21 protein-coding genes are annotated in these 23,623 nt (G+C 61.2%); 15 read left to right on the top strand and 6 right to left on the bottom strand.

Annotation, left to right across the window (positions count from 1 at the left end):
• Nucleotides 1-425 precede the first annotated feature (425 nt).
• From FHT86_RS16660 to FHT86_RS16620, 9 genes are all read left to right on the top strand, one after another.
• On the top strand, nt 426-842 hold the full coding sequence (locus FHT86_RS16660; RefSeq protein WP_133707942.1) for a MarR family winged helix-turn-helix transcriptional regulator: 417 nt from the start codon (nt 426-428) through the stop codon (nt 840-842).
• Nucleotides 843-1,059: 217 nt separating this feature from the next.
• Nucleotides 1,060-2,448, top strand: coding sequence for a M20/M25/M40 family metallo-hydrolase (locus tag FHT86_RS16655; protein WP_133707941.1), 1,389 nt, complete (start codon nt 1,060-1,062; stop codon nt 2,446-2,448).
• Between the two features lie 192 nt (nt 2,449-2,640).
• Nucleotides 2,641-3,735 carry a LacI family DNA-binding transcriptional regulator gene (locus FHT86_RS16650; RefSeq protein WP_133707940.1) on the top strand — a complete coding sequence of 365 codons (1,095 nt, stop codon included), beginning with the start codon at nt 2,641-2,643 and terminating at the stop codon, nt 3,733-3,735.
• Nucleotides 3,732-4,754 (top strand): ABC transporter substrate-binding protein, encoded by a 1,023-nt coding sequence (locus FHT86_RS16645; RefSeq protein WP_133707939.1) that lies wholly within the window; start codon nt 3,732-3,734, stop codon nt 4,752-4,754. The genes FHT86_RS16650 and FHT86_RS16645 overlap by 4 nt, the downstream gene beginning before the upstream one ends.
• Before the next feature lie 84 nt (nt 4,755-4,838).
• Entirely contained in the window at nt 4,839-5,669 is an 831-nt protein-coding gene (locus FHT86_RS16640) for an ABC transporter permease (protein WP_133707938.1), read from the top strand.
• Nucleotides 5,666-6,445 carry an ABC transporter permease gene (locus tag FHT86_RS16635; protein ID WP_133707937.1) on the top strand — a complete coding sequence of 260 codons (780 nt, stop codon included), beginning with the start codon at nt 5,666-5,668 and terminating at the stop codon, nt 6,443-6,445. The genes FHT86_RS16640 and FHT86_RS16635 overlap by 4 nt, the downstream gene beginning before the upstream one ends.
• Complete coding sequence (locus FHT86_RS16630; protein ID WP_133707936.1) at nt 6,438-7,466, top strand: ABC transporter ATP-binding protein; 1,029 nt, start codon at nt 6,438-6,440, stop codon at nt 7,464-7,466. The genes FHT86_RS16635 and FHT86_RS16630 overlap by 8 nt, the downstream gene beginning before the upstream one ends.
• 4 nt (nt 7,467-7,470) lie before the next feature.
• Nucleotides 7,471-8,394, top strand: a complete 924-nt coding sequence (locus tag FHT86_RS16625) for a nucleoside hydrolase (protein ID WP_133707935.1) — start codon at nt 7,471-7,473, stop codon at nt 8,392-8,394.
• Nucleotides 8,391-10,178, top strand: a complete 1,788-nt coding sequence (locus tag FHT86_RS16620; RefSeq protein ID WP_133707934.1) for an adenine deaminase — start codon at nt 8,391-8,393, stop codon at nt 10,176-10,178. Before FHT86_RS16625 ends, FHT86_RS16620 begins: the two co-directional genes overlap by 4 nt.
• Here the strand turns inward: FHT86_RS16620 and FHT86_RS16615 are convergent.
• The 5 genes from FHT86_RS16615 to FHT86_RS16595 form a co-directional block, all read right to left on the bottom strand.
• On the bottom strand, nt 10,175-11,347 hold the full coding sequence (locus FHT86_RS16615) for a M20 aminoacylase family protein (protein ID WP_133707933.1): 1,173 nt from the start codon (nt 11,345-11,347) through the stop codon (nt 10,175-10,177). The two genes, FHT86_RS16620 and FHT86_RS16615, sit on opposite strands and share 4 nt — an antisense overlap.
• A gap of 87 nt (nt 11,348-11,434) precedes the next feature.
• Complete coding sequence (locus FHT86_RS16610; RefSeq protein ID WP_133707932.1) at nt 11,435-12,496, bottom strand: ABC transporter ATP-binding protein; 1,062 nt, start codon at nt 12,494-12,496, stop codon at nt 11,435-11,437.
• Nucleotides 12,493-14,046, bottom strand: coding sequence for an ABC transporter permease (locus FHT86_RS16605; protein WP_183868850.1), 1,554 nt, complete (start codon nt 14,044-14,046; stop codon nt 12,493-12,495). Before FHT86_RS16605 ends, FHT86_RS16610 begins: the two co-directional genes overlap by 4 nt.
• Before the next feature lie 173 nt (nt 14,047-14,219).
• Nucleotides 14,220-15,236: an iron ABC transporter substrate-binding protein gene (locus FHT86_RS16600; RefSeq protein WP_133707930.1), complete on the bottom strand. Its 1,017-nt coding sequence runs from the start codon at nt 15,234-15,236 to the stop codon at nt 14,220-14,222.
• 119 nt (nt 15,237-15,355) lie between these two features.
• Nucleotides 15,356-16,240, bottom strand: coding sequence for a LysR family transcriptional regulator (locus FHT86_RS16595; protein ID WP_183868828.1), 885 nt, complete (start codon nt 16,238-16,240; stop codon nt 15,356-15,358).
• 100 nt (nt 16,241-16,340) lie between these two features.
• On the opposite strand from FHT86_RS16595, the gene FHT86_RS16590 reads away from it, so the two are divergent.
• Both FHT86_RS16590 and FHT86_RS16585 read left to right on the top strand, forming a co-directional pair.
• Nucleotides 16,341-16,748, top strand: a complete 408-nt coding sequence (locus FHT86_RS16590; protein WP_133707928.1) for a CidA/LrgA family protein — start codon at nt 16,341-16,343, stop codon at nt 16,746-16,748.
• The gene (locus FHT86_RS16585) at nt 16,735-17,439 is read left to right on the top strand and encodes an LrgB family protein (RefSeq protein ID WP_133707927.1); all 705 of its coding nucleotides are present in this window, start codon (nt 16,735-16,737) and stop codon (nt 17,437-17,439) included. Before FHT86_RS16590 ends, FHT86_RS16585 begins: the two co-directional genes overlap by 14 nt.
• A gap of 163 nt (nt 17,440-17,602) precedes the next feature.
• Here FHT86_RS16585 and FHT86_RS16580 read toward each other — a convergent pair whose 3' ends face one another.
• On the bottom strand, nt 17,603-18,940 hold the full coding sequence (locus tag FHT86_RS16580) for an MFS transporter (RefSeq protein WP_133707926.1): 1,338 nt from the start codon (nt 18,938-18,940) through the stop codon (nt 17,603-17,605).
• A 391-nt stretch (nt 18,941-19,331) separates the two neighbouring features.
• Between FHT86_RS16580 and cyoA the strand changes: the two genes are divergently transcribed.
• From cyoA to cyoD, 4 genes are all read left to right on the top strand, one after another.
• Nucleotides 19,332-20,441, top strand: a complete 1,110-nt coding sequence (cyoA, locus tag FHT86_RS16575) for a ubiquinol oxidase subunit II (protein ID WP_133707925.1) — start codon at nt 19,332-19,334, stop codon at nt 20,439-20,441.
• A gap of 139 nt (nt 20,442-20,580) precedes the next feature.
• The gene (cyoB, locus tag FHT86_RS16570) at nt 20,581-22,584 is read left to right on the top strand and encodes a cytochrome o ubiquinol oxidase subunit I (protein WP_133707924.1); all 2,004 of its coding nucleotides are present in this window, start codon (nt 20,581-20,583) and stop codon (nt 22,582-22,584) included.
• A gap of 5 nt (nt 22,585-22,589) precedes the next feature.
• Nucleotides 22,590-23,219, top strand: coding sequence for a cytochrome o ubiquinol oxidase subunit III (gene cyoC, locus FHT86_RS16565; protein ID WP_133707923.1), 630 nt, complete (start codon nt 22,590-22,592; stop codon nt 23,217-23,219).
• Nucleotides 23,216-23,620, top strand: a complete 405-nt coding sequence (gene cyoD, locus FHT86_RS16560; RefSeq protein ID WP_133707922.1) for a cytochrome o ubiquinol oxidase subunit IV — start codon at nt 23,216-23,218, stop codon at nt 23,618-23,620. The genes cyoC and cyoD overlap by 4 nt, the downstream gene beginning before the upstream one ends.
• Nucleotides 23,621-23,623: the final 3 nt, after the last annotated feature.

The raw sequence follows: 23,623 nt of genomic DNA, 5'->3' as shown, positions 1-23,623 counted from the left end.
GCATCTCCAACGTCCATATAAAGTTCCATCAGGCGATGTGCGGAAGGGCGAAATCTCTCACTGAAACGTTACCAATTTTTAATCAATCTAATCTGCGGATTCCCTTGAAAAACCATATTTGGAGCCACATTTCATACTCACCGGCGATTGATTACGCCGAGGGTCTGACAACCGGCCTGTCCCCCGCCATGTCAGACTTGGACAAAGGCCTATCCCCCTCTCCGGGCCTTTGTCCCCCTTTTAGAGCCGCCATGGTCCCCCCTCCAGGCCATGGCGGCTTTTCTATTAGAATTCATTCACATAGCCAGCAAATCAAAACGTAAAATACCACCAGAATTTGGCCCGTCTCAGACGCCCCCACCCAAGATTTGCTGATTGTCTTGCTCCAAAATACGGGCATACTTACAATCATGGGATTTAACCGGATGGACTCTGCGGCCTACCTTGCCAATCAAATGGCGAAGGGATTTGCCCGCTCGTTGCAACAACGGGCGGCAGGGCTCGGTTTTTCACCTGGTCAGTTCCCGATACTGCTCGAACTATGGTCCGAAGACGGGCTGACGCAGAAACAATTGCTGGAGCGCGTCGACATCGAGCAGGCGACAATGGCCAATACGTTGTCGCGCATGGAGCGAGATGGGCTGGTGGAACGCCGACCGCATCCAGCGGATAAACGCGCGCAACTGGTTTTCCTGACCGGCAAGGCCACCGCCATGCAGACGGAAGCCGTGGAAGCAGCGATGGCGGCGGACAAGGAGTTGTTCAGAGGTTTTCGCACCTTCGAGCGCGAGCTGCTGCTCGAATATGTCCGGCGCATCCTGGAAAACGCCAAGCATCTCTAGTGCGCCGTGCGTTGATCTGAACGCACAAAGGTCGATCCAGTCTTTTCAATCCAGAGCATCTTATCCGCCATCCGGCGATTCCACCTAAAATCGTGATGCTCTAGCGCCGCGTGTCCTATCCGATTGACAGGGCATTTGGAAATTTTCGATTTTCCTGCCTCGAAACCGGATCGGCTTTGGTCTATCGTCCGGCCAATTTCCATGTAAGGAGTCGGATATGACTGATGTATCGCCCATTCTCGACCGTGCTGATCAGAACCTTCCGTCCAGCCTCGATAATCTCTTCGAACTGCTGCGCATCAAATCCATCTCGACCGATCCGGCCTTCAAGGCGGAGTGCCGTAAGGCAGCGGAATGGCTGGTTGCCTATCTGAACTCGCTCGGCTTCACTGCCTCCGTGCGGGATACGTCGGGCCACCCGATGGTTGTCGCCCATCACGACGCGGCGAGCGCCGATGCGCCGCATGTTCTTTTCTACGGCCACTATGACGTGCAGCCGGTCGATCCGATCGAGCTTTGGGAGAGCGATCCTTTCGCGCCTGCCATCAAGGACATGGGGACTGGCCGCAAGATCCTGACCGGCCGCGGCACTTCCGATGACAAAGGCCAGTTGATGACGTTTGTCGAAGCCGTTCGCGCCTATAAGGAAATCAAGGGTGCGCTTCCGGTCAGGATCACCATCCTGTTCGAAGGCGAAGAGGAATCCGGCTCACCGTCGCTGAAGCCTTTCCTCGAAGCCAATGCCGCCGAGCTGAAGGCGGACTATGCGCTGGTCTGCGACACCGGCATGTGGGACGGCGATACACCTGCGATCTCGGCCGGCTTGCGCGGCCTCGTCGGTGAAGAAGTCACCATCAATGCTGCCGACCGAGACCTGCATTCCGGCATGTTCGGCGGCGCTGCCGCCAATCCCATCCATATCCTCGCCAACATTCTAGCCGGCCTGCACGACGAAACCGGCCGCATCACGCTCGACGGCTTTTATGACGGCGTCGAAGAGACGCCGAGCAATATCAAGGCCTCGTGGGAAACGCTCGGCATGACGACGGAGAAATTCCTCGGTGAAGTGGGCCTATCCATTCCTTCGGGTGAAAAGGGCCGTTCGGTAATGGAACTGACCTGGGCACGGCCGACCGCTGAGGTGAATGGCATCTCGGGCGGCTATACCGGCGCGGGCTTCAAGACCGTGATCGCCGCCAAGGCATCGGCGAAGGTATCGTTCCGTCTCGTGGGGCAGCAGAACCCGGCTGCAATCCGCGAGAGCTTCCGCGCTTATGTCCGTTCGCAGGTTCCGGCCGACTGCTCGGTGGAATTCCATGCGCACGGCGCCTCGCCGGCAATCCAGTTGTCCTACGATTCGCCGGTGCTGACCAAGGCAAAGAACGCCCTTTCCAACGAGTGGCCAAAGCCGGCTATCGTTATCGGCATGGGCGGATCGATCCCGATCGTCGGCGATTTCCAGAAGATGCTTGGCATGGAATCCCTGCTTGTCGGTTTCGGCCTCGCCGACGACCGTATCCATTCGCCAAATGAGAAATACGAGCTGAAGTCCTATCACAAGGGCATCCGCTCTTGGATCCGCATCCTCGACGCGCTCGCGGCTTAAGTTTGTCAAATGAGGACGCGTGATCGAGATCGCGCGTCCTCCCATTGTTTTTGTCTTCAGCCGCCTCGTGCTACCATGGTGGTCGGCAACAAGATTGCACCCACATCAATTTGGATTCGACAAAAGCAGGCAATTACTATAGGCGTTGATTAAACGATTAATCATCTTGTTTATCAATGGTGCAACGATCAAATGGTATCCACGCGAACCGGGCCCAATCTCAGCAGGATCGCCGCCTCGCTCGGCGTCTCCGTCGCCACGGTGTCCAATGCCCTTTCCGGCAAGGGGCGCGTTTCGGTGGAGCTGGTGGAGCGCATCCGCGCCACCGCAGCCGCCCTCGGCTATGTGCCGAGCCAGGCAGGCCGCGCGCTGAGGACAGGGCGTAGCGGCGTTCTCGGCCTGGTCCTACCCGACATTTCCAATCCGCTCTTTCCGCAGATCGCCCAGGCGATCGAATATTCGGCCTCCGTGGCCGGTTACGGCGTGCTGATCGCCGATTCCCGCGGTGACGTCGGCATGCAGACAGAAGCGATCAACCGGCTGGTGGAGCGCGGTGTCGACGGCATGGTGATCGTGCCGCGGCGCGGCACGCGTATCGCCGATGCCGGCTGCCCCGTGGCTGTCATCGATACGCCGTCGACGCCGGGCAACACGGTCTCTGCCGACCACTGGCAGGGCGGCCGCGAGATCGCCAAGCATCTCCGCGATCTCGGACACCGCAAGATCCTGCTGATCGGCGCCAGCAGCACCTCCAACGTGCAGAACGACCGCATCGGCGGCTTTAAATCCGCCCTCGACGCCACCATAAAGACTGAAGTTCTCTGGATCGAAAATCTGGAGGAGCGGAATGGTCCCGGCTGTCTGCTAGGATTGGTGGATAAGGTGCAGCAGGGCTTTACCGCCTTCGCCGCCGTCTCCGACCTGCATGCGTTGCGTGCGCTCACCGAATTGCAGCGGGCCGGTATCGCCGTGCCGGACAGTGCCACCGTCACCGGTTTCGACGATCTCATCTGGTCGACGGTCGTCACTCCCGCGCTCACCACAATGCGCATGGATATGGCGACGATTGCCGACATCGCCGTCGCGGCGCTGGTCGATGCCATTGAAAATGGCGGGCCGATCGAAAAAGGGGGGCCGGGCGAAGCGTCTGCGGACGAGTCGCTGCCCGATAGCCGGCTCGTCACCGCGGAGAAATCCCGCGTGCCGATGCAGCTTGTCGTCCGTCAATCCTCCGGCCCGCCCTGGGTCGGCAAGAACGAACCCCTCAGCGGAGAACTCCTGACATGAAACGACTGCTTCTGGCTTCGGCCACCTTGCTTGCGCTCTCGACGCTCGGTGCACAGGCGCAGGAACGAACGCTCACTATTTCCGTCTACGCCTTCGCCCAGGACGACTACAAGAAGCTCGTCTACGATCCTTTCGAAGCCAAATGCGGTTGCAAGCTGGTGGTCGAAACCGGCAACAGCGTCGAGCGTCTGGCGAAGATGCAGGAAAACAAGGCCAATCCGGTCGTCGATATGGCCGTTATCTCCATGGCGGATGCGCTGCAGGCCTCCCGTGCCGGCCTGATCGACAAGATCGACACCTCGAAACTCAGCAACTTCAACAAGCTTTACGACGTCGCCAAAGATCCGAACGGCGACGGCATGAGCGTCGGCTATACGTTCTACGCCACCTCGATCGCCTATCGTCCGGACAAGATGAAGATCGATTCCTGGACCGATCTCCTGAAGCCGGAATATGTCGGCCATGTCGCATGGCCGAACGTCACCACCAACCAAGGCCCGCCGGCGCTCTATATGCTGGGTCTTGCGCTCGGCAAGAACACGCCTGACCTCGCTGCCCCGATCGCCACCATCGGCGAACACAAGAGCGATATCGTCACTTTCTACGAAAAATCCTCGCAGCTCGTGCAATTGATGCAGCAGGAGGAAATCTGGGCCGCCCCGATCGGCCGCTTCTCCTGGGCTGGCTTCACCAAGCTCGATGTGCCCGTCGCCTGGGCGACGCCGAAGGAAGGCCAGACCGGCGGCATGAACGTCATGGTCATGACCAAGGGTTCGAAGAACCAGGATCTCGCCATGCAGTTCATGGATTTCTGGCTCTCGACCGAGGTCCAGACGGCGCTTGCCATGAAGCTGGTCGACAGTCCGGCGAACAAGGACGTGAAGCTGCCTGACGACGTCGCCAACAACCTGACCTATGGCGAAGACACGGCCAAGAGCCTGAAGCTGATCCCGTCCGCCGTCGCCCTCGACGAGCGCGATGGCTGGGTCAAGGAATGGAATGACAAGGTCGGCCAGTAAGGCCGCATCGAAACGATATCCCGACAATGGGATCGGGATATCGCCCCGCCGTTTTTTTTATCCTTTTCATGAAGGTTAGCCTCGATGTTCCAGAATAGGGCCGAAGCTCTGGCGCTTGCCCTGCCCGCGGCGGTCTTCGTCGCGGTGGTCTTTCTTGCGCCGGTGCTGATCCTATTGTCGGAGGGCTTTCACATCCCCTCCAGCGGCTGGACGCTCTCGGCCTATACCGACTTCTTTTCGGAGGCGCTGAACCAGACCGTCTTCCTGCGTACGCTCAGGCTCGGCGTCGAAGTCACCGCCGTTTCCGCCGTCATCGGCTATGCGGCCGCCTTTGCCATCGTCAACCTGCCGCCGAAAGGTAAAGGCCGCATGGTTGGTCTGGTAGTGCTGCCGCTGATGATCTCGCCGGTGGCGCGCACCTATGCCTGGATCGTCATCCTTGGCCGAACCGGCATCGTCAACCAAGCCATTCAAGGCCTTGGCCTGAGCGGCGAGCCGCTGCGCTTGTTGTTCAGCGAGACAGCCGTGTTCATCGGCCTCCTACAGCTCTTCCTGCCGTTGATGATCCTGTCGCTGATCAGCGCGCTCGAGAATATGCCGAAGGATGCCATTCCTGCCGCGCGGGTCCTTGGCGCCAACTGGTTCCAGGTGTTCTGGAAAGTGGTGCTGCCGCTGACGCGCGAGGGACTCGTGGTCGGCGGCACGCTGGTCTTCACCGGCTCCCTGACGGCCTATATCACGCCGGCCATTCTCGGCGGCTCCAAGGTGCTGATGCTGGAAACGCTGCTCTATCAGCGCATCTCTGTCTCCAACGACTATGTTTCCGCCAGCGTCATCGCCTTCATCCTCATCGTCATGAGTTTCGGCGCCAATCTGGTGCTGAAGCGACTCGCCACCGCGAGGAACCGGACATGATGCGCCGCCTGTTCTCTCCGCTCGTCCTTTTCCTGCTGCTGGTCTTCCTGATCGGCCCCTTCATCATCATCGTCGCAGCCTCTCTGTCGGGCGGTGAGACGCTTGCCTTTCCGCCGCAGGGCTTGTCGCTGCGCTGGGTGGCGAAGGTTTTCACCGTCGACAGCTTCCGCGCTAGCTTCGGCATGTCGATGTTCCTGGCGATCGGCGGCACGTTGTTTGCGCTGATCCTCGGCATTCCCGCGGCTTATGCGCTGTCGCGCTACAAACTGCCCGGCGGGGAGACGATCCGCACCATGGTCTCCGTACCGATCATTGTGCCGGGAATTATCGTCGGCCTGGCGATCCTGCGCTATCTCGTCGTGCCTTTTTCGTTCGACATCACGCTGGCGCTGTTCTTTGCGCATACGGCGCTGGTGTTGCCCTATGCCGTCCGCGTGGTCTCGGCTAGCCTCAACAACCTGCGTTCCGACATGGAAGAGGCGGCAGTGCTTCTCGGTTCGTCGCGGCTCGGCGCCTTTTTCCGCGTCGTGCTGCCGAATATTCGCAGCGGCGTGCTCGCCGCCTTCATCCTTGGCTTCGTCACCAGTTTCAATCAGGTGCCGGTGTCGCTGTTTCTCGCCAAGCCCGGCGTGCAGACGCTGCCGATCGACATGCTCGGCTATATGGAAACGACCTACGACCCCTCCGTCGCCGCCCTATCGGCGCTGCTTGCTTTCCTCTCCATCGGTATCGTCTTCCTTGCCGAACGCTTCCTAGGATTTTCCCGCTATGTCTGATCCCTCCTACCTCACGCTGGACAGGCTGACGCTCGCCTATGGCGACACGGTCGCGGTCAGGGACCTCAACCTGTCGATCGGCAAAGGCGAACTTGTGGCTCTGCTCGGTCCTTCCGGCTGCGGCAAGACGACCACAATGCGGGCGATCGCCGGGCTGCTTGCGCCGGCCTCCGGCAAGATCAGCCTCGACGGCGCCGACATCACCCGCGTCTCCGCCAACAAGCGCGCCGTTGGCTTGGTCTTCCAATCCTATGCTTTGTTTCCGCATCTGACCGCCTACGAAAACGTCGCCTTCGGGCTGCGTCTCAAGGGCATGCGCGGCAACGATCTCGATGTGCGTGTCAGCGCCGGCCTGAAATCCGTAGGGCTGACCAACTTCGCCGGCCGCAAGCCCGGCGAATTGTCCGGCGGCCAGCAGCAACGCGTGGCGCTGGCACGATCGATGGTGATGGAGCCGAAGGTGTTGCTGCTCGACGAGCCGCTATCCAACCTGGACGCCCGCCTGCGCCTGGAGATGCGTACCGAGTTGCAGCGGGTGCAGAAGGAAACCGGCGTGACGATGATCTTCGTCACCCATGATCAGGTGGAGGCGCTGGCGCTCGCCGACCGCATCATCGTCATGCTCAACGGCGGCATCGAGCAGATTGGCACGCCGGAGGATATCTACAACCGACCGATTTCAGCCTTCGTCGCCGATTTCGTCGGCTTCGAGAATGTCTTTGCGCTGGAGAACGGCAGGCTGAAGACGGCAAACGGCGCCGTCACGCTTTCTTCTCCCGCGCCTACGTCTGTGGCGGGCCTGGCCTGGCGGCCGCGCACGGTGACCCTGGGCTCAGGTCCTTTCCAGGGCACCGTGCGCGGCACGTCTTTCGCCGGCAACAGCCGCGAATATCTGCTCGACACGCCGCTCGGGCCAATCAAAGCCGAAGTGGACGCGGCTGCGGCCGTTCACGCCATAGGCAGCGAGCTCGCCTTCGACCTGCCGGTCGCAGCCGCAGCATCGCTTGCAAAATACGGGTAAGGCTATGGGAATCTGGATCGATACCGATATGGGGTTCGACGATATCGCCGCTATTCTCGTGGTGACGCATTCGGGCCTCGCGATCGATGGCGTTTCGCTGGTGAGCGGCAATGCGCCGCTTGCGCAGGTGCGCGCCAATGCGGCCAGTGCCGCCGCCGCCTTCGACTGGGAATTTCCCATCCATACCGGCCGCGAATTGCCGGTGCTTTGCAAACTGGAAACGGCGCAGCGCATTCTCGGGCATAGCGGCATACCGACCGTCGGCAAGAGCCTGCCGACGGCGGACGAATTACCGGCAAGCGACGCCTTCACTGCCCTCTGCAATTGGCTGGAGAGCGGCACGGAGCCCAAGCGCATCCTCGCGCTCGGGCCGCTCACCAATATCGCCGCGCTGGCGCTAGCCCGGCCCGATCTTGCCGCGCGCGTCGACGAGCTCACCTGGATGGGTGGCGGCGTAACATCAGGCAATCACACGGCTTCCGCCGAATTCAATGCCTATGCCGATCCGGAAGCGCTTGCGATCGTGCTCGCCCACGGCCTGCCACTGCGGATGGTCGATCTCGACATCTGCCGAAAGGTGCTGGCGCGGCCTGACGATGTCGACCGCGTGCGCCAAGCTGCCGGCAAAAACGCCGGACTGCTCGGCGATCTCCTGGCCGGCTATGTCAATATCGCCATCAGCCGCGGCCGTCCTGCCATGGCGATCTACGATCCGACCGCCGCCGCCATCTTCATTGCCCCGGAAATCGCGAGAGTCCAGCACGCTCGGATCGATGTCGAGCTGCAGGGGCAGCACACCCGCGGGCGTACCGTCGTCGAGACGCGCGCCTCGCATGCGGAATTCAACGCCCACTTTGCCGCCGAGATCGACGCCGACATGGCGCGCGTCATCATCTTCGGCGCTATGATCAACGAGGCACGCCGATGATCCAACATTCCAAGGGCGAGCCCGCCGATCTCAATTTGCCCGAGTTGCGCACTCGCGCTGTCGCTGCTGCCCGCGGTGATGCGCCTTTCGACCTGCTGATTGTGGGTGGCGGCCTGGTCGACATGGTAACCGGCCAGATTCGCGCCGCGGATATCGGCATCGTCGGCGGGCTGATCGCGAGCGTGCATGCGCCAGGCAGCCGCACGGATGCGAGTGAGACGATCGATGCCGGAGGCGCCTTTCTCTCCCCTGGCTTGATCGATACGCACATGCACATCGAAAGCTCGATGGTGACGCCGGCCGCTTATACCGAAGCCGTGTTGCCGCACGGGGTCACGACCGTCGTCTGGGATCCGCACGAGTTCGGCAACGTGCATGGCCTCGACGGCGTGCGCTGGGCGATCGAAGCAACACGCCCGCTGCCGCTCCGTGTGATCCCGCTTGCGCCTTCCTGCGTGCCCTCCGCCCCCGGCCTGGAGCTGGCGGGCGCCGATTTCGATGCTTCCGCGATGGCCGACATGCTGGCTTGGCCCGAGATCGGCGGCGTCGCGGAGGTCATGACTATGCGCGGCGTCATCGACGGCGATCCGCGGACGAGCGCGATCGTGAATGCCGGACTGCAATCAGGCAAGACCGTCTGCGGCCATGCCCGTGGGCTGGAAGGCGCCGATCTCAACGCTTTCATGGCGGCAGGTGTCTCCTCCGACCATGAGCTTACGTCCGGCGCCGATCTCCTTTCCAAGCTCTCTGCCGGAATGATGATCGAGTTGCGCGGCTCGCACGACCATCTGCTCAAGCAATTCGTCGAGGTGATCAACGATCTCGGCTTCATGCCGCAGACAGTAACGCTCTGCACCGACGACGTCTTTCCCGACGAATTGTATTTCGACGGCGGCCTGGACGACGTTGTCCGCCGCCTGGTGCGCGACGGACTGAAGCCCGAATGGGCATTGAGAGCTGCGACGTTGAACGCGGCTATGCGGCTCGGCCGCAACGATCTCGGCTTGATCGCCGCCGGTCGCCGCGCCGACATCGTGCTTTTCGAAGACCTCCAGGCTTTCAAGGCGAAGCAGGTGATCGCCAGCGGCAAGATCGTTGCCGAGGCCGGCAAGATCACCGGCACAGTCACTTATCTCGACACCGCGCCGCTGCAGAACTCGGTCAAACTTGCGCCTCTCAGCGAAGACGATTTCCGTGTGCCGGCCGTCGGCAATCGCGTGCGCGTCGCAACGATCGACCAGCCGCGCTTCACGAAGTGGGGCGAGGCGGAGGCCGATGTAATGGACGGATTTGTCGTCCCGCCGGCCGGGACCATCATGATCGCCGTCGCCCATCGCCATGGTAAGGCGGATGGACGCCCGCGCGTCGGTTTTCTCACCGGTTGGGGCGAATGGCGCGGCGCCTTCTGCACTACCGTCTCGCACGACAGCCACAATCTGACGGTCTTCGGCGGCAATATCAGGGATATGACGATAGCAGCCAACGCCGTCATCGCTGCCGGTGGCGGCATGGCCGTTGCCTCCAACGGTCAAGTCGACATGCTGCTGCCCCTGCCCATCTCCGGCCTGGTAGCGACGGCACTTCTCGAAGAAACCGCTCTCGCTTTCCGCGCCATCCGCAAGGCGATGGAAAAAATCGCCGACTGGCGACCGCCTTACCTCGTCTTCAAAGCCTGCTTCGGCGCGACGCTGGCGTGCAACATCGGGCCGCATCAGACGGATCGCGGCATTGCCGATGTGGTAACGGGGCGGGTGTTGGAGACACCTGTGCTCAGGGAGGTCTAGTCCCCCTTCAACTCCTGCTCCACCAGCGTCGTCCAGAATGCAACGCCTGAGGCGATGGCATCATCGTTAAAATCATAAGCCGTATTGTGATGCAGAGCGCCGTCGACGGCGGGGCCGTTGCCGAGCCAGACGTAGCAGCCCGGGGCGTTCTGACCGAAGAAGGCAAAATCGTCGCCGGCAGTGGAGGGCGGAAAGCGGGTGAAGACTTTTTCGCCAAAAACGCTCGCCGCAGCCTTCAGCGCCCGCGCGGTTGCGTCTGCGTCGTTGACGACAGGCGGGATGCGGCGTTCGAACTGGTAATCGGCCGCAATGCCGTACATAGCCGCCGTGCCGTGCGCCAAGCGGCCGATCTCCTGTTCGAGCTGATCGCGGACCTCGGGCGTATAGGCGCGCGCCGTACCGCCGATATCGACCGTGTCGGGAATGACGTTCAGGGCCTTGGGGTCGCCGGCTTGCAGCGAACACGCGCTGACGACCGCCGGCTGCAGCGGATCGACGACGCGGCCAACGATGGTCTGCAGCGAGGAGAGGAATGTCGCCGCCGCGGTGATCGGATCCTTGCCGAGATGCGGCTTGGCACCATGCGTGCCGGTGCCGCGGAAGGTGATGCGCCAACTATCCGAGGAAGCAAGCTGCGGCCCCTCGACCACTGCCATCTCATCGACGGCAAGACCTGGCATATTATGCAGGCCGTAAACGGCATCGCAGGGGAAGAGATTAAAGAGACCCTCCTCCATCATGCGCCTTGCGCCGCCGCGGCCTTCCTCGGCCGGCTGGAAGATGAAATGCACCGTTCCTGAAAAGCCGCGCATCGCCGCCAGATGCCGGGCGGCACCCAAGAGCATCGTCGTGTGGCCATCATGACCGCAGGCATGCATCTTGCCGGGAATAGTGGATTTGTAAGGTCTGTTGCCCTTCTCCGGCATGGCGAGCGCGTCCATGTCGGCGCGAAGGCCGATACGCCGAGTGCCGTTGCCAACCTGAAGCGTGCCGACGACGCCGGTCTTGCCGAGACCGCGATGCACCGTGATGCCTGCCTCCTCGAGCAATGTCGCGACGATGCCGCTGGTGCGCTCCTCCTCGAACCCAAGCTCGGGATGAGCGTGCAGGTTATGACGGAGAGACGTCAGAAAGGGGAGATCCTGGGCAATCTGCTCGGGTAGAGACATGGGCATTCCTTCGGCATCGGACACGATCGCAGGGCGGCGATCATTCCCTTCTTCCCCAAAGGACCAACGGTTTCAACAGGAAAGAGGCTATTTGCCCACCGCATCGAATACGTGTGCCTTGCCAAGCACACTGACGTGCACGGTGCTGCCGATTTCCGGAAGGCCGACGCTGGAGCTTTTGATGGTGAGCGGTGCGGCACCTGCGGCATTGGCAAGGGCAAGCGTCACCGTGCAGACCGCGCCACCGAACTCGACGTCGATGACATCGCCCGCGCATATGACATCGGAAGCGACGGCGTCGATCATGTTGAATCGCAATTGCTCGGGCCGCAGCATGATTTCCGCCCGCCCCCGGCGGCCGTTTGCGTCTGTCTGGATACGGCCAAGCGCACAATCAGCGAAACCATCGCCCAGCTCGGCCGGCAGCAGGATGGCATCACCTAGGAAGGTGGCCGTCTCGCGATCGCAGGGATTGAGATAGAGCGTTTGCGGCGTTCCAGCCTGCACTAATTTGCCATCACGCAGAACCGCCACCTGATCGGCGAAGGACAACGCCTCGGCCTGATCGTGGGTTACCAGGATCGTGGTGATGCCCGCGTTCTGCAGCACGCGGGCGACGGCTTTGCGCATATTTTCGCGCAGACCCGTGTCGAGCGCGGAAAATGGCTCGTCGAGCAGCATCAGCCTGGGTTTGCGTCCGAGCGCACGGGCAAGCGCCACACGCTGCTGCTGGCCGCCGGAGAGCTGGTGCGGGCGGCGATCGAGCATGCCGCGGTCGAGCTCCACCATGTCGATCAGCGCGTTGATCTGCTCTGCGCGGTCCACTTGCCCGCGCTCCATGCCGAAACCGATATTATCAGCCACGCTCAAATGCGGAAACAGTGCGCCGTCCTGCGAAACGATGCCTATGCCCCGGCGGTGGGCGGGCACGATGGCCGGCCCGTCCGCCAGCGTCTCGCCTTCCAGCATCACCTGGCCTGCATCCGGGATCTCGAAGCCGGCGATGATGCGCAGCAACGTCGTCTTGCCGGAACCGGACGGGCCGACGACGGCCGTGCGGCTGCCGGCGGCGACCGTGAGATCGATATTGTCGAGCGCGTGCACCGGGCCATAGTGCTTGCTGATGTTCTTGATCGCCAGAAAGGTCATTGTCCGGCCGTCCGCTTGGATTGCACGTAGAGGAGAAGGGTGAGCGGCAGCGACAGCACCACCATCATGAAGGCGTAGGGTGCGGCGGAGACATAGTCGATCTCGCTGGTCAGCGACCAGAATTTCGTTGCCAGCGTCACCGTACCGTTCGGCGACAACATCAGCGTTGCCGTCAATTCATTGGTGATGCCGAGAGCGGCAAGTGCGACGCTGGCCGCAAAGCCGGGTGCGGCAAGGCGCATGGTGATCTGCCGCACAGCTTGGCCGGGCGTACGGCCGAGCGCCATGGCGGCGCGTTCGAGCTCGACCGGGGCCTGGGCGATGCTGGCGCGCAAGCCTACCATGGCGCGCGGCAGGAACAGCAGGACATAGGCGAGCAATAGTGTCGCAAAGGTCTGATAGAGCGGCAGGATCAGCCGCACGGTGATCGACACCAGCGCCAAGGCGACCACGACACCCGGCAGCGAGCCGACATAATAATGGCAGGCTTCGAGGATGCGCTGCAGCCGGCCAGGCGCGCGCACCGAGAGCCAGGCCATGGGGGCGGCGGCGATGGTGGTCAACAGGCCGCCAGCAACTGCGAGACCGATGGTCTGCAGCAAAGCGGAGCCGACCGTATCCACCCGCCAGATGCCAATGCCGCCGAGATAGAGCCAGCGCGCCAGGGTCACGAACGGCACGCCGAGCGTGAGCACAGCCGTTGCCAGCGGAAGCGTAATGGCCGGGATGACGAACCAGCCGAGACGCCGCCGGTCCGCCGGGCGGGCCGCACCGGAGCCGACACGGGCATAACGCTCGTTGCCGCGCACCAGCACCTCAATGCCTAGCAACAGCAGGCAGCAGAAAACGAGAACCCCGCCGAGCATGTTCGCGGCCGGGCTATTATAAGCGGATTGGAACTGATCGACGATCGCGGTCGAAAACGTGTCGAAGCGGATCATCACGTAGAGACCGTATTCCGCCAGCAGATGCAGACCGATCAGCAGCGAGCCACCGCAGATGGCGAGGCGAAGTTGCGGCAGAATCGCCCGGAAGAAGACACGCCAGGGACCGAGGCCCAGCGAGGCGGCAGCATCCTCGATCGCCGGATCGAGACGGCGCAGCGCTGCAGCGACCGGCAGGTAGAGAAAGGGATAGTAGGCAAGAACCGAAACGAGTACGCCGCTCCAGAGCCCGCGCATTCCAGGCACCAGGCTGACCCAGGCATAGCTGTGCACGAAAGCCGGCACGGCAAGCGGTGCGACTGCCAGCCAGGACCACAGGCGGGCGCCAGGGATATTCGTGCGCTCGGTCAGCCAGGCGAGCGTGACGGCAAGCAGGATGCAAAGCGGGATGGTCCAGACTTCGAGCAGGACTGTATTGGTCAGCAATTCACCGACGCGGTTGCGGAAGATGAGCGCGATGACGTCGCGCCAGCCGGTCTCGACGGTGATCCAAATGATGAAACCGAGCGGCACTAGGCTCAGAAGCGCGACGACAGATGCGAGGGCGACGACGGAAGCGTGCGGAACGCGGCCGCGAGGCGCAGCCGTCAACGGGGGCAATCGCATGGCAGCGGCCTGGCCGGCCGGCGCGGCATATGTGTTCTTCTGCAGCAAATCTTAGCTGCCTTTCACGCCCTGAAATAGGAAGGCAATCGCCGCTGGAGGCGATTGCCGGGATCGAATTGGCCGAATGGCCATCCGCAAGCCCCTAGCAGGGCATGCGGACCGGATGCAAGAGGTTAGATCAACCCGGCTTCCGTCATCAGATCGGTCACCTTCTTGCTGTTCAGCTTGGAAGGCTCAACCTTCGGCGCCTGCAGGTCGGCGAGCGGCACAAGCTTCGGGTTCGATTGAGCGCCATTGCCGACAGCATATTCATAGGAATCGCCGTCGCGAAGAACGGCCTGGCCACCCTTGCCGGTGATCCATTTCAGGAAAGCCTGAGCTTCCTTCTTGTGCTGGCTGGAGGCGAGAACACCGCCGCCGGAGATGCTGACGAAAGCGCCCGGATCCTGGTTCTTGAAGTAATGCAGAGCGACGTTCTTGCTGTTTTCAGCCGTCTTCGCCTGATCGCCGAACCAGTAATAGTGATAGATGACCGCGCCCTCGATCTCGCCGGCATTGACAGCCTTCATGGCGACGCTGTTGCCCTTGTAAGGCGTAGCGTTTTCCTTCAGCGCCTTCAGCCAGGACTTCGTGACGTCCTCGCCCTTCAGTTCAAGAAGTGCGCTGACGATCGCCTGGAAGTCGGCGCCTGCCGGCGCAGCACCCCAGCGGCCCTTCCATGAGGGATCGGCGAGGTCGAGCAGCGACTTCGGCAGGTCGCTCTCTTTCAGCTTGGTCTTGTCATAGGCGAAAACCGTGGAGCGGGCGGCAACGCCGACCCAATCGCCATCGGCCGCCCTGAAGGTTTCCGGCACCTGCGCCAGCGTATCGGCGTCGACGGGGGCGAAGAGCTTGCTGGCATCGACAAGCGTCATGCCCGGAGAATTTTCCGTCAGGAACACATCGGCGGGAGATGCGGCCCCTTCTTCGATGATCTGATTGGCGAACTGCATGTCGCTGCCGTTGCGGATCGTTACCTTAATGCCGGTTTCCTTGGTAAAACCATCCGCCCAGGCCTGCGTCAGGGTCTCGTGCTGCGCATTGTAGACGACGATGCCTTCGGAATCGGCGGCATTGGCCATCAGCGGAGCAACCGCGAGGCCAGCGGCAAGCGCCAGGGCGCTGGTGAGATGGGTAAAGGAAAAAGTCATAGGCGTCCTCTCGCTTGAAAACCCCGTCTTTGACGGTGGTGCGATAGCCTATATTTTTCTTGACTGCCGTTTTCAAGTTTCAGCATGCCTCTTTTTATCACAAAAGTTTGAAAAGAGAGTCAAGATTTAGGTGATTGCTTACCAGCGAGGTCCAGCCAAGCGCGGACGGCGTGGGTGAGATAGCCGCCGCGCCGCCAGATCCAGGCCATGTGCCATTCCATCGAGGGCTCGGCGACCAGGGCATGGCTGACACCGGCGCGGTCGCGCTGCTCTGCGATCATTCGGGGCAGGAAGCCCACGCCGAGGCCGGCGGCAACCAGTTCGATGATGAAATTGATCTGACTAGAGCGCGCAACGATATCGGGCTCGAAACCGGCCGTGCGGCAGGCATCGAGGATGATGCCGTTGAGCGCAAAGCCGCTCTCGAACAATATGAAGGGATTGTCCTTGAGCCCGGCGAGCCGCACTGTCTTCTGACCTTCGAGCGTGTGCCCTGCGGGCAGGAGCACATGCATCGGCTCCCGGCGTACGCTCTGCCATTCGAAGACCTCCGGCGCCGGCAGCAGCGAGGCTCCAAGATCGACCTCTCCAGACAGCACCATCTCCTCCAGCCGCTTGGCCCCCTGCTCCACCAGCTTGATCTCGATGCCAGGATAGCGGCTGCGGAAGACGGCGAAGAGCGGCGCAAACAGCGCATCATTGCCGATCGGCGGCAGGCCGAGCCTGAGCATGCCGCGCGACAGCCCTCTCAGCTCGGCAAGTTCGGCGATCAGATCATCGCGACCGGCCAGAATCGTGAGAGCACGGCGATAGACCACTTCGCCGGCATCGGTCAGTGTCGTGCGATGGCCGATACGGTTGAGCAGGGGCAGGCCAAGCTCGTCCTCCAATTGGCGGACGGCCTTGCTGACGGCGGATTGGGTCGTGAAGACCACCTTGGCCGCTTCCGAAAAGCCGCCCTGGCGCACGACCTCGACAAAGGCGCGCAATGTCCGAAGTTCCATGTCTATTCCATATCAGACTAGATTTCATGAATTCAATTCATTTTGTTCATAGGTGCCGAGAACCTATGTTTGCATCATTAGTCTTTCCGAGAGTCCGCCCATGCGCATCGACCTGCAAAACCGCCCCAGACTGAGCCGCCTGGCTCAGATCATCCTGCTGCTCGCCTTCTGGCAGGCCGGTGAGGGGATCGTGCGCGTCACTCACCTGCCTGTTCCAGGTCCGATCGTCGGCATGCTGCTGGTGTTGGCCCTGTTTGCCAGCGGCAAGGTCGGCATCGGTAGCATGCGGCGCGGTGCGGAATGGTTTCTCGCCGAAATGCTGCTGTTTTTCGTTCCGGCAGTTCTTGCCGTACTCGATCATCGCGAGTTCATCGGCCTTGTCGGACTAAAGATCATGGCGGTCATCCTGTTCGGTACGATCATCGTCATGAGCGTCACGGCGCTGGCAATCGATGTCGGGTACCGGTTGATGATGCGCCGGGAGGGATCTCGCCATGCCCACCGCTGAAGCCATTGCGCTGACCCTTTTTTGGCCGGTCGCGACGATCGCGCTCTATTACTTCTCGAAAGCGCTGTATCGCCGATGGCCGGTGGTTTGGCTGTCGCCGCTGTTTGCCGCACCAGCCGTCCTGATCGCGATCGCCGTCATCCTGCACGCGAGCTATCAGGACTACATGCGCGACACACATTGGCTGCTGGCGTTGCTCGGCCCGGCAACCGTTGCTTTCGCCGTGCCTATCTACGAGCAGCGCGCGCTTATCAAGCGCTACTGGCCGATCCTCCTTGCCGGCGTCTCCGTCGGCAGTACCACGGCGATGGTATCGGCCTGGGGGCTCGCCAGCCTCTTCGGCCTGGACGAAAGCCTGCGCCTCAGCCTGATGCCGCGTTCGATCAGCACGCCTTTCGCCATGGTCGTCTCCGGCGATATCGGCGGCGTGCCCAATCTGACCGCAGTGTTCGTGGTCATCACCGGTCTTTTCGGCGCGGCCGCCGGGCAGACCTTGTTGCGTCTCCTGCCGCTGCGTTCCGGCCTGGCGCGCGGTGCGCTGTTCGGTATGGGCGCCCACGGCGTCGGCGTCGCCAAGGCGCACGAGATCGGCCGCGAAGAGGGGTCGATTGCCGGGCTGGTCATGGTGTTGGTCGGCCTGACCAACGTGCTTGCTGCGCCTCTGATCGCCTGGGCGATGCACGCTGCCTGACCTAAAGCGCATCGCGATCTCTGGGATTCGCTCCTTGCACTTTAGGTTTTTGATTTTGCGCAGATCGTTATCGCAAAACCGCTGCGCACTTTTGCGCGACATGCTTTAAAGAAAAAGCCGCGACGCTCTCGCGCCGCGGCTTTTTCGTGCTTCAAAGGTTCGATCAGTTGTCGCGCGTCTCCAGCGTCTTGCTGAAGAAGATCGCAACGAGCGTGCAGACCACGCCGGACAGCAGATAGAGACTGGTATAGACTAGGCCGAACTGGCTGGAGAGTGCCAGCGCGACGAAGGGCGCAAAGCCAGCGCCGATCAGCCAGGAGAGGTCCGAGGTCAATGCCGAGCCGCTGTAGCGATAGTTCCGGCTGAAGCGCGAGGCGCTGGCGCCGGCTGCCTGACCGAAGGAGAGACCGAGCAGCGTGAAGCCGAGAACCACGTAGATGTGGCGGCCGGTGACGCCGCCATCGAGCAGCCAAGGCGCGACAAAAGCGAAGATCGCGATCAGCACGGCACCGACGGCAAGCTGGTTGCGGCGGCCGATACGGTCAGCGATCAGGCCGGAACAGATGATCGCAACGATACCGCAGATCGCGCCGAGGAACTCGACCATCAGGAACGAACCGGGGGTTTGCGCGCTATAAAGCGTTACCCAACCAAGCGGGAAGACCGTGACCAGATGGAACGTCGCGAAGCTTGCCAGGGGCACGAAAGCGCCAATCAGCACATCGCGGCCATGCACATGCAGCAGCTCGGACATCCTGACCGGCTCCAGCTCATGGCGCTCCAGCAGCGCGCCGAATTCCGGCGTGGCGACCAGGCGAAGCCGGGCGAAGAGGGCCACGACATTGACCATGAAGGCGCAGAAGAACGGATAGCGCCAGCCGTACTCCAGGAAATCGACCGTGGAGAGGTTTGCCACGAAATATGCGAACAGAGCGCTCGCCAGCATGAAGCCGATCGGCGCGCCGAGCTGCGGGATCATCGCGTACCAGCCACGACGGTTGGTCGGCGCGTTGAGCGCCAACAGCGAGGCAAGACCGTCCCAGGCGCCGCCGAGCGCAAGGCCCTGAGCGATGCGCAAAATGGCAAGCAGGATGATCGCATAGACGCCGACTTCGCTGTAGCCGGGCAGGAAGCTCATCGACGCCGTGGACCCGCCGAGCAGAATCATCGCGATCGTCAGCTTGACACCGCGGCCATAGTTGCGATCGATCGCCATGAAGATGAACGAGCCGATGGGTCGGGCGATAAAGGCAAACGAAAAAACCAGGAAAGAAAGCAGCGTGCCGGGCAGCGGATCGACGAAGGGGAAGATCAGCTTGGGGAAAACCAGGACCGATGCGATAGCGTAGACGAAGAAATCGAAAAACTCGGACGTGCGACCGATGATCACGCCGATAGCAATACTACCTGGGTCGACGGTACCGCCAGCATGCATGTCGCGGGCATCGCGTTCTAAACCTGCAGATGTTGGATTTAATGATTCATGTGTGGCGCTGACCATATGGGGAGCCTCCCTCTCCGGACGCGAACTCCTCCACGAATTCGCGTACAAACAAGATGTTTATCAAACTTCCGAACTTATCAAGTGTCGCGCATGGATTAATTCGCAAATTGGCGGTCGGCACGGGTCAAATTCGGCCCTTGCGGCCACAATGCCGGGTTGACGTGCCGCCGGCGGTAGCCATATCCACTGATCTCGCTATATTAGCTACGCCAAAAGCAACTGGCCGTTGGAAAACCTTCTGGATTTCTCAAGATTTTCCCGATAGGTGAAGTTGCGCTCGATACTGCATTGCACCCAAGCTTGCTGCGGTGCGACGAAACACCTCATATCGTTCATGACCGCCGTCCTTTAGTCGCGGTACGGTCAATAACAAAAAGAGCTTTGAGACGTGCCAAGACTATCGAAGATTTTCAGCCGCTTATCTGTCCTCCCGCTCATCTTGCTGCTCTCGGGCTGCAACATGGTGGTGATGGCTCCCTCCGGCGATATCGCCGTGCAGCAACGCGACCTTATCGTCGTCTCGACCGTCCTGATGCTAATCATCATCATACCGGTGATCTTCCTCACACTGTTCTTCGCCTGGAGATATCGCCAGTCGAACAGCGCGGCGGCAGCGGTCTATGATCCCGAGTGGCATCATTCCACCCGCCTCGAGCTGGTGATCTGGTCTGCGCCTCTGGCAATTATCATCGCGCTGGGCGCGGTGACCTGGATCAGCACCCACCAGCTCGACCCCTATCGGCCGCTCGATCGCGTCGCCGAAGGCAAGCCCGTGACCACGACCACAAGGGCGGTCAATGTCGAGGTCGTCGCACTCGACTGGAAATGGCTGTTCTTCTACCCCGATCTCGGCATCGCCACGGTCAACGAACTTGCCGCTCCCGTGGACGCGCCCATCAACTTCAAGATCACCGCCTCCTCGGTGATGAACTCCTTCTTCGTTCCGGCGCTTGCGGGCCAGATCTACGCCATGCCGGGCATGGAGACGAAGCTGCACGCCGTCATCAACAAGCCGGGCGAATATCAGGGCCTGTCCGCCAACTATAGCGGCGCCGGCTTCTCGCATATGCGCTTCAAGTTTCATGGCTTGAGCCAGGCCGATTATGACCAATGGGTGCAAAAGGTGAAGTCGACCGGCACCGCACTCGGCCGTACGGAATATCTGGCGCTTGCCAAACCGAGCGAACAGGAGCCGGTGCGTTACTTCAACGCGGTCGACAGCGGCCTTTATGAGGCAATCCTCAACATGTGCGCCGATCCGAGCAAGATGTGCATGAGCGAAATGATGCATATCGACGCCAACGGCGGCGCAGGCAAAGATAGCCAGGAAAATCGTGAGCGTCTGATTTATGACAACCGCGGCGGCGATGCAGGCGATGTCACGCCGGTGAACGCTACCGAGCCCGCAGCCCATGACATGCACTCCATGCCAGGCATGGACATGGGCAACGGCACATCCAGCGGTTCATCCGCTCCGGCTTCCCAGCCGAGCAAGTGAACTCAGGCGCCGTGCTGCAGCGGGCCTTCCACGGGACGCATGGCGCAGCAAGATTTGAAGTGGCGCGAGACCTCTTGAACGTTTCCCGTTCAAGAGGTCGGGCGCGGTAACAAGACATTTATAAGGACAGAGGCAATCCATGTTTTCCAACCCGGACCTCTATAAATTCATCTTCGGTCGGCTGACGCTCGACGCTATCCCCTATCACGAACCGATCCTCGTCGTGACTTTCATCGGCGTGGCGATCGGCGGTATCGCCGTACTCGGCCTGCTGACCTATTTCCGCCTCTGGGGCTTTCTCTGGAAGGAATGGTTCACCAGCATCGATCACAAGAAGATCGGCGTGATGTATATCGTGCTGGCCGTGATCATGCTGCTGCGCGGCTTTTCCGACGCGCTGCTCATGCGTGGCCAGCAGGCGATCGCCTTTAACGGCTCCGACGGCTACCTGCCGCCGCATCACTACGATCAGATCTTCACCGCCCACGGCGTCATCATGATCTTCTTCGTGGCGATGCCCTTCGTCACGGGTCTGATGAACCTCGTCGTGCCGTTGCAGATCGGCGCTCGCGACGTTTCCTTCCCATTCCTGAACAACTTCTCGTTCTGGATGACGACGGCCGGCGCGATCGTCATCATGATCTCGCTCTTCGTCGGCGAATTCGCCAAGACCGGCTGGCTTGCCTATCCGCCGCTCTCCGGCATCGCCTACAGTCCAGACGTCGGCGTCGATTACTACATCTGGGGCCTGCAGGTCGCGGGTATCGGAACGACTCTCTCGGGCATCAACCTGATCGCCACTATCGTCAAGATGCGCGCCCCGGGCATGACCTTCATGAAAATGCCGGTCTTCACCTGGACGTCGCTCTGCACCAACATCCTGATCGTCGCGAGCTTCCCGATCCTGACCGCCACGCTCGCGCTGCTGACCCTCGATCGCTACACCGGCACGAACTTCTTCACGAACGACCTCGGCGGCAATCCGATGATGTATGTCAACCTCATCTGGATCTGGGGTCACCCGGAAGTCTACATCCTGGTCCTGCCGGCCTTCGGCGTGTTCTCGGAAGTCGTCGCCACCTTCAGCGGCAAGCGCCTGTTCGGCTACGCCTCGATGGTCTACGCCACCTGCGTGATCATGATCCTCTCCTACCTCGTCTGGCTGCACCACTTCTTCACCATGGGCTCGGGCGCCAGCGTCAATTCCTTCTTCGGCATCACGACGATGATCATCTCGATTCCGACGGGTGCGAAGCTGTTCAATTGGCTGTTCACGATGTACCACGGACGCATCCGCTACGAGGTGCCGATGCTGTGGACCGTCGGCTTCATGGTGACCTTCACCATCGGCGGCATGACCGGCGTCATGCTCGCGGTTCCGCCTGCCGATTTCGTCCTGCACAACTCGCTGTTCCTGATCGCCCATTTCCATAACGTGATCATCGGCGGCGTGCTCTTCGGCATGTTTGCAGGCGTCAACTACTGGTTCCCGAAAGCCTTCGGCTTCAAGCTCGATCCGTTCTGGGGCAAGATGAGCTTCTGGTTCTGGCAGATCGGTTTCTGGTTCGCCTTCATGCCGCTCTACATCCTCGGCTTGATGGGCGTTACCCGCCGCATGAGCCAGTTTGACGATCCATCGCTGCAGATCTGGTTCATCATCGCAGCTTTCGGCGCAGTGCTGATCGCCATTGGCATCGCGAGCTTCCTGATCCAGCTCGTCGTCAGCTTCAGAAAGCGCGAAGAGCTTCGTGACCACACCGGCGACCCGTGGAACGGCCGTACGCTGGAATGGTCGACCTCGTCGCCGCCGCCGGCCTACAACTTCGCCTTCACGCCGATCGTCTACGATCACGACGCATGGTGGGACATGAAGAACCGTGGCTACGTCAGGCCGACCGAAGGCTTCATCCCGATCCACATGCCGAAGAACACGGCCACGGGCATCATCCTCGGCGTTATCTCGATCGCCTTCGCATTCGGCATGATCTGGTACATCTGGTGGCTCGCCGCCATCACCTTCGTCGCAATGATCGCCATTACGATCGGGCATACCTTCAACTATAAGCGCGACTTCTACATTCCCGCCGAAGAGGTCGTGGAGACCGAGAACGAGCGCACGAAGCAGCTGGCAGGACAGGTATAAGACCCATGACGACCCAAATCGCACACGCTCCCAAGGACAGCGAAGCTCCCGCCTTCTACGTGACGGAGGAGCATCATCCCGAAGGCAGCACGATGCTCGGCTTCTGGATCTACATCATGAGCGACTGCCTGATCTTCGCAGTCCTCTTTGCAACCTACGCCGTACTCAGCCATAACTATGCGGCCGGTCCGTCGCCGGCCGACCTGTTCGAGTTGCCGATCGTCGCTCTCAACACGACGATGCTGCTGCTCTCCTCCATCACCTATGGCTTCGCCATGTTGATGATGGAGAAGGACAACAAGTCGGGGACGCTATTGTGGCTGGCAATCACCGGCCTGTTCGGCGCCGCCTTCCTCTATTTCGAACTCAACGAATTCTACCACCTGATCATGGAAGGCGCCGGCCCGCAGCGCAGCGCCTTCCTGTCGGCCTTCTTCACGCTGGTCGGCACGCACGGCCTGCACGTCACCGCCGGTATCGTCTGGATGATCACGCTGATGGTGCAGACCAGCCAGCGCGGGCTCATCCCCGAAAACAAGCGCCGTCTGATGTGCCTTTCGATGTTCTGGCACTTCCTCGACGTCGTCTGGATCGGCGTGTTTTCCTTCGTCTACCTCATGGGAGTTCTCGGATGAGCTCGAACGCAAACCATTCGCATCATTCCGCCGACGCCCACGGCCATGACCACCATGGCGGCCACGAGGCTGCACACGGTACCTTCAAGAGCTACATGACGGGATTCATCCTCTCCGTCATCCTGACCGCCATCCCCTTCTGGCTGGTCATGGGCAAGGTCTTCTCCGATCCGAGCGTCACCGCGGCATTGATCATGATCCTCGGCGCCATCCAGATCATCGTGCACATGATCTACTTCCTGCACATGAACACCCGCTCGGAAGGCGGCTGGAATATGATGGCGCTGATCTTCACCATCATCCTGGTGATCATCGCGCTCTCCGGTTCGCTCTGGGTCATGCACCACCTGAATGCCAACATGATGGTCATGTCGCCCGACATGATGCGCAACATGCCGTAACGA

This window comes from Rhizobium sp. BK313, from assembly GCF_014193655.1.
GTDB lineage: Bacteria > Pseudomonadota > Alphaproteobacteria > Rhizobiales > Rhizobiaceae > Rhizobium.
This window is presented reverse-complemented; position numbering and strand designations above follow the sequence as displayed.

Bases quoted from the DNA above. Each gene is read 5' to 3' on its own strand.
- cyoD (WP_133707922.1), top strand. From the start codon at position 23,216: ATGAGCTCGAACGCAAACCATTCGCATCATTCCGCCGACGCCCACGGC.
- FHT86_RS16625 (WP_133707935.1), top strand. From the start codon at position 7,471: ATGGGAATCTGGATCGATACCGATATGGGGTTCGACGATATCGCCGCT.
- FHT86_RS16640 (WP_133707938.1), top strand. From the start codon at position 4,839: ATGTTCCAGAATAGGGCCGAAGCTCTGGCGCTTGCCCTGCCCGCGGCG.
- FHT86_RS16630 (WP_133707936.1), top strand. From the start codon at position 6,438: ATGTCTGATCCCTCCTACCTCACGCTGGACAGGCTGACGCTCGCCTAT.
- FHT86_RS16580 (WP_133707926.1), bottom strand. From the start codon at position 18,940: ATGGTCAGCGCCACACATGAATCATTAAATCCAACATCTGCAGGTTTA.
- FHT86_RS16590 (WP_133707928.1), top strand. From the start codon at position 16,341: ATGCGCATCGACCTGCAAAACCGCCCCAGACTGAGCCGCCTGGCTCAG.
- FHT86_RS16585 (WP_133707927.1), top strand. From the start codon at position 16,735: ATGCCCACCGCTGAAGCCATTGCGCTGACCCTTTTTTGGCCGGTCGCG.
- FHT86_RS16635 (WP_133707937.1), top strand. From the start codon at position 5,666: ATGATGCGCCGCCTGTTCTCTCCGCTCGTCCTTTTCCTGCTGCTGGTC.
- FHT86_RS16595 (WP_183868828.1), bottom strand. From the start codon at position 16,240: ATGGAACTTCGGACATTGCGCGCCTTTGTCGAGGTCGTGCGCCAGGGC.
- FHT86_RS16655 (WP_133707941.1), top strand. From the start codon at position 1,060: ATGACTGATGTATCGCCCATTCTCGACCGTGCTGATCAGAACCTTCCG.
- FHT86_RS16605 (WP_183868850.1), bottom strand. From the start codon at position 14,046: ATGCGATTGCCCCCGTTGACGGCTGCGCCTCGCGGCCGCGTTCCGCAC.
- FHT86_RS16610 (WP_133707932.1), bottom strand. From the start codon at position 12,496: ATGACCTTTCTGGCGATCAAGAACATCAGCAAGCACTATGGCCCGGTG.
- FHT86_RS16620 (WP_133707934.1), top strand. From the start codon at position 8,391: ATGATCCAACATTCCAAGGGCGAGCCCGCCGATCTCAATTTGCCCGAG.
- FHT86_RS16645 (WP_133707939.1), top strand. From the start codon at position 3,732: ATGAAACGACTGCTTCTGGCTTCGGCCACCTTGCTTGCGCTCTCGACG.
- FHT86_RS16660 (WP_133707942.1), top strand. From the start codon at position 426: ATGGACTCTGCGGCCTACCTTGCCAATCAAATGGCGAAGGGATTTGCC.
- FHT86_RS16615 (WP_133707933.1), bottom strand. From the start codon at position 11,347: ATGTCTCTACCCGAGCAGATTGCCCAGGATCTCCCCTTTCTGACGTCT.
- cyoB (WP_133707924.1), top strand. From the start codon at position 20,581: ATGTTTTCCAACCCGGACCTCTATAAATTCATCTTCGGTCGGCTGACG.
- cyoC (WP_133707923.1), top strand. From the start codon at position 22,590: ATGACGACCCAAATCGCACACGCTCCCAAGGACAGCGAAGCTCCCGCC.
- FHT86_RS16600 (WP_133707930.1), bottom strand. From the start codon at position 15,236: ATGACTTTTTCCTTTACCCATCTCACCAGCGCCCTGGCGCTTGCCGCT.
- FHT86_RS16650 (WP_133707940.1), top strand. From the start codon at position 2,641: ATGGTATCCACGCGAACCGGGCCCAATCTCAGCAGGATCGCCGCCTCG.